Consider the following 5728-nt stretch of genomic DNA (forward strand, 5'->3'; position numbering starts at 1 on the left):
GGTCTGGCGAGGTAGAAAAGATTCTGGTTCTTTAACAATTAACAGTCAATAAATGTGGGCACTTGGTGAAGCGCACCAATTAACTTAGGTTAGTTGGAATGCTTAAATAATATAGCAAGTGTTCACAAGAAATAACAAAGCAAGACGATGATTCAGCGATGGATCATTGAACTGCCAGTATTTTGAGTGAGCGACATGTCAGTAAAATGACATAGACAAGAAATTGTCGAAAAACAGAGATTAAACTGAAGAGTTTGATCCTGGCTCAGATTGAACGCTGGCGGCATGCCTTACACATGCAAGTCGAACGGCAGCGCGGGGCAACCTGGCGGCGAGTGGCGAACGGGTGAGTAATATATCGGAACATACCCTAGAGTGGGGGATAACGTAGCGAAAGTTACGCTAATACCGCATACGCACTAAGGTGGAAAGTGGGGGATCTTCGGACCTCATGCTCATGGAGTGGCCGATATCTGATTAGCTAGTTGGTAGGGTAAAAGCCTACCAAGGCGACGATCAGTAGCTGGTTTGAGAGAACGACCAGCCACACTGGAACTGAGACACGGTCCAGACTCCTACGGGAGGCAGCAGTGGGGAATTTTGGACAATGGGGGCAACCCTGATCCAGCAATGCCGCGTGAGTGAAGAAGGCCTTCGGGTTGTAAAGCTCTTTTGTCAGGGAAGAAACGGTGTTTCCTAATACGGAATGCTAATGACGGTACCTGAAGAATAAGCACCGGCTAACTACGTGCCAGCAGCCGCGGTAATACGTAGGGTGCAAGCGTTAATCGGAATTACTGGGCGTAAAGCGTGCGCAGGCGGTTTTATAAGTCTGATGTGAAATCCCCGGGCTCAACCTGGGAACTGCATTGGAGACTGTAAGGCTAGAGTGTGTCAGAGGGGGGTAGAATTCCACGTGTAGCAGTGAAATGCGTAGATATGTGGAGGAATACCGATGGCGAAGGCAGCCCCCTGGGATAACACTGACGCTCATGCACGAAAGCGTGGGGAGCAAACAGGATTAGATACCCTGGTAGTCCACGCCCTAAACGATGTCTACTAGTTGTCGGGTCTTAATTGACTTGGTAACGCAGCTAACGCGTGAAGTAGACCGCCTGGGGAGTACGGTCGCAAGATTAAAACTCAAAGGAATTGACGGGGACCCGCACAAGCGGTGGATGATGTGGATTAATTCGATGCAACGCGAAAAACCTTACCTACCCTTGACATGGAAGGAATCCCGAAGAGATTTGGGAGTGCTCGAAAGAGAACCTTTACACAGGTGCTGCATGGCTGTCGTCAGCTCGTGTCGTGAGATGTTGGGTTAAGTCCCGCAACGAGCGCAACCCTTGTCATTAGTTGCTACGAAAGGGCACTCTAATGAGACTGCCGGTGACAAACCGGAGGAAGGTGGGGATGACGTCAAGTCCTCATGGCCCTTATGGGTAGGGCTTCACACGTCATACAATGGTACATACAGAGGGCCGCCAACCCGCGAGGGGGAGCTAATCCCAGAAAGTGTATCGTAGTCCGGATTGTAGTCTGCAACTCGACTACATGAAGTTGGAATCGCTAGTAATCGCGGATCAGCATGTCGCGGTGAATACGTTCCCGGGTCTTGTACACACCGCCCGTCACACCATGGGAGCGGGTTCTGCCAGAAGTAGTTAGCTTAACCGCAAGGAGGGCGATTACCACGGCAGGGTTCGTGACTGGGGTGAAGTCGTAACAAGGTAGCCGTATCGGAAGGTGCGGCTGGATCACCTCCTTTCTAGAGTAGCGCGTAGTTAAGTGTCCACACTTATTGACTGTTAATGAATGAACAGAGAACGGTTTGCGTCGGGGTAGCAATGACCGGACAGCGACTGAAGGTTCAGTAGCGGGTCTGTAGCTCAGTTGGTTAGAGCACCGTGTTGATAACGCGGGGGTCGTTGGTTCGAGCCCAACCAGACCCACCAGGTTGCTTGAATAAAAGTGGAGTGATGCTTTTATTTGAATAGGGGGGATTAGCTCAGCTGGGAGAGCACCTGCTTTGCAAGCAGGGGGTCGTCGGTTCGATCCCGTCATCCTCCACCAAGAAATCGCAAACCTAAGTCAGTGCAGTAATTAGCACCGAGGTTTAGGTTTGTACTTTCAAAGCGAAAGACAATAGTAATTAAGTAGTTCTCGTTCTTTAACAATTTAGAAGAAGTAAAGTAGAAATAATCAAAATTATTTCTGTAAAGAGAAGTCAGCAACGACAGTTGTTGATGGAAATTATGGAAGGGTTGTGATTGTATCGAACAAACAATGTATTAAAAAGAGTTTGAAAAAGCTGTCGAAAGACAAGTTTTAGAAATATCAAATTCCTTGAGATACGGCAAACGCTAAAGTAATACTCATAAGTAGTAAAGAACTATACCGTTTCTTGGTGATGAACCCAGGTGCTGATTCAATCAGTAAATGGACACCAGGAGTTAACGTTATAGGGACAAGTGACTAAGTGCACATGGTGGATGCCTTGGCGATATCAGGCGATGAAGGACGTAGTAGCTTGCGATAAGCTGCGGGGAGTGAGCAAACACACATTGATCCGCAGATTTCCGAATGGGGAAACCCGGCCGTAAGGTCATTGCATACTGAATACATAGGTATGCAAAGCGAACGTGGCGAACTGAAACATCTAAGTAGCTACAGGAAAAGAAATCAACCGAGATTCCCAAAGTAGTGGCGAGCGAAATGGGAAGAGCCTGCAAGATTTAGCATCTTTAATAGTAGAACGGATTGGAAACTCCGGCCATAGAGGGTGATAGCCCCTTATACGAAATTATCGGTGTGGAACTAAGTTTGCGACAAGTAGGGCGGGACACGAGAAATCCTGTCTGAACATGGGGGGACCATCCTCCAAGGCTAAATACTCGATATCGACCGATAGTGAACCAGTACCGTGAGGGAAAGGCGAAAAGAACCCCGGGAGGGGAGTGAAATAGAACCTGAAACCGTGTGCATACAAACAGTAGGAGCGGACTTGTTCCGTGACTGCGTACCTTTTGTATAATGGGTCAGCGACTTACATTCAGTGGCAAGGTTAACCGCATAGGGAAGCCGTAGAGAAATCGAGTCCGAATAGGGCGAATCAGTCGCTGGGTGTAGACCCGAAACCAAGTGATCTACTCATGGCCAGGTTGAAGGTGCGGTAACACGCACTGGAGGACCGAACCCACTAATGTTGAAAAATTAGGGGATGAGCTGTGGGTAGGGGTGAAAGGCTAAACAAACTTGGAAATAGCTGGTTCTCTCCGAAAACTATTTAGGTAGTGCCTCTTGTATCACCGTCGGGGGTAGAGCACTGTTATGGCTAGGGGGTCATCGCGACTTACCAAACCATTGCAAACTCCGAATACCGACGAGTGCGAGCAAGGGAGACAGACATCGGGTGCTAACGTCCGGTGTCAAGAGGGAAACAACCCAGACCGCCAGCTAAGGTCCCAAAGTATAGCTAAGTGGAAAACGAAGTGGGAAGGCTAAAACAGTCAGGAGGTTGGCTTAGAAGCAGCCACCCTTTAAAGAAAGCGTAATAGCTCACTGATCGAGTCGTCCTGCGCGGAAGATGTAACGGGGCTAAGCTATACACCGAAGCTGCGGATATCCATTTATGGATATGGTAGGAGAGCGTTCTGTAAGCCTGCGAAGGTGTCTTGTAAAGGATGCTGGAGGTATCAGAAGTGCGAATGCTGACATGAGTAGCGATAATGGGGGTGAAAAGCCTCCACGCCGTAAGCCCAAGGTTTCCTGTTCAACGTTCATCGGAGCAGGGTGAGTCGGCCCCTAAGGCGAGGCAGAGATGCGTAGCTGATGGGAAGCAGGTTAATATTCCTGCACCGTCGTATGATGCGATGGGGGGACGGATCGCGGAAGGTTGTCCGACTGTTGGAATAGTCGGTTTTTAACCTGGAGAAGGCTGTTAGGCAAATCCGGCAGCGTAATTCAAGGGGTTGAGACGAGTGAACTTGTTCACGAAGCAATCGGAAGTGGTTCCAAGAAAAGCCTCTAAGCTTCAGTCATACGAGACCGTACCGCAAACCGACACAGGTGGGCGAGATGAGTATTCTAAGGCGCTTGAGAGAACTCGGGAGAAGGAACTCGGCAAATTGGTACCGTAACTTCGGGATAAGGTACGCCCTTGTAGTTTGACTGCCCTGCGGCAGAAGGACGAAGGGGTTGCAATAAACTGGTGGCTGCGACTGTTTAATAAAAACACAGCACTCTGCAAACACGAAAGTGGACGTATAGGGTGTGACGCCTGCCCGGTGCTGGAAGATTAAATGATGGGGTGCAAGCTCTTGATTGAAGTCCCAGTAAACGGCGGCCGTAACTATAACGGTCCTAAGGTAGCGAAATTCCTTGTCGGGTAAGTTCCGACCTGCACGAATGGCGTAACGATGGCCACACTGTCTCCTCCCGAGACTCAGCGAAGTTGAAATGTTTGTGATGATGCAATCTACCCGCGGCTAGACGGAAAGACCCCATGAACCTTTACTGTAGCTTTGCATTGGACTTTGAATCGATCTGTGTAGGATAGGTGGGAGGCTTTGAAGCGTGGACGCCAGTTTGCGTGGAGCCATCCTTGAAATACCACCCTGGTTTATTTGAGGTTCTAACCTTGGCCCGTTATCCGGGTCGGGGACAGTGCATGGTAGGCAGTTTGACTGGGGCGGTCTCCTCCCAAAGTGTAACGGAGGAGTTCGAAGGTACGCTAGGTACGGTCGGACATCGTGCTAATAGTGCAATGGCATAAGCGTGCTTAACTGCGAGACTGACAAGTCGAGCAGGTACGAAAGTAGGACATAGTGATCCGGTGGTTCTGTATGGAAGGGCCATCGCTCAACGGATAAAAGGTACTCTGGGGATAACAGGCTGATTCCTCCCAAGAGTTCATATCGACGGGGGAGTTTGGCACCTCGATGTCGGCTCATCACATCCTGGGGCTGTAGCCGGTCCCAAGGGTATGGCTGTTCGCCATTTAAAGTGGTACGTGAGCTGGGTTTAAAACGTCGTGAGACAGTTTGGTCCCTATCTGCCGTGGGCGTTGGAAGTTTGAAGGGGGCTGCTCCTAGTACGAGAGGACCGGAGTGGACGAACCTCTGGTGTATCGGTTGTCACGCCAGTGGCATTGCCGAGTAGCTATGTTCGGAAGAGATAACCGCTGAAAGCATCTAAGCGGGAAACTCGCCTTAAGATGAGACTTCCCAGAGACTTGATCTCTTTAAAGGGTCGTTCGAGACCAGGACGTTGATAGGCTGGGTGTGGAAGTGCAGTAATGCATTAAGCTAACCAGTACTAATTGCCCGTAAGGCTTGTCCCTATAACCTTAGCAGGTTGTAGGCTACGACAAGTATTGTGAAGTGTTTGCGAAATGTGCCAGCTGTGGAAACAGCCAGGTAGTTCGACAGCAGTCACAACCACCACAGTAAGCGATGGTCTCGCTTACTGTGACAAAAACTTGATTAGTGCGAAGACTCACCTCTGACGCACACTCTACTGAACTTCTTCTGAATTGGACTTTTTGTATCAGCCAAAACAACGGCAATACAACAAGTCAACAAGTTATGCCTGATGACCATAGCTAATCGGTACCACCCCTTCCCATCCCGAACAGGACCGTGAAACGATTACGCGCCAATGATAGTGCTGCAACCAGTGTGAAAGTAGGTTATCGTCAGGCTTTTATTCCGCATACCCCCACTCA

At 49.5% G+C, this 5728-nt stretch carries 2 tRNA genes and 3 rRNA genes; all 5 read left to right on the forward strand.

From position 1 onward, the window contains the following. Positions 1–242: 242 nt before the first annotated feature. Positions 243–1771, forward strand: a 16S ribosomal RNA gene (locus ACO0LI_RS30425). Between the two features lie 110 nt (positions 1772–1881). After that, positions 1882–1958: transfer RNA gene (locus ACO0LI_RS30430), tRNA-Ile, on the forward strand. Positions 1959–2000: 42 nt separating this feature from the next. After that, positions 2001–2076 (forward strand) — tRNA-Ala (locus ACO0LI_RS30435). A 392-nt stretch (positions 2077–2468) separates the two neighbouring features. After that, positions 2469–5344, forward strand: a 23S ribosomal RNA gene (locus ACO0LI_RS30440). Positions 5345–5591: 247 nt separating this feature from the next. Beyond that, positions 5592–5704, forward strand: a 5S ribosomal RNA gene (rrf, locus tag ACO0LI_RS30445). The 16S, 23S and 5S rRNA genes sit together here with 2 tRNA genes alongside, the layout of an rRNA operon. Positions 5705–5728: the final 24 nt, after the last annotated feature.

Origin of the sequence: Undibacterium sp. Tian12W (assembly GCF_049339405.1) — a bacterium.
Taxonomy (GTDB): Bacteria; Pseudomonadota; Gammaproteobacteria; order Burkholderiales; family Burkholderiaceae_D; genus Undibacterium.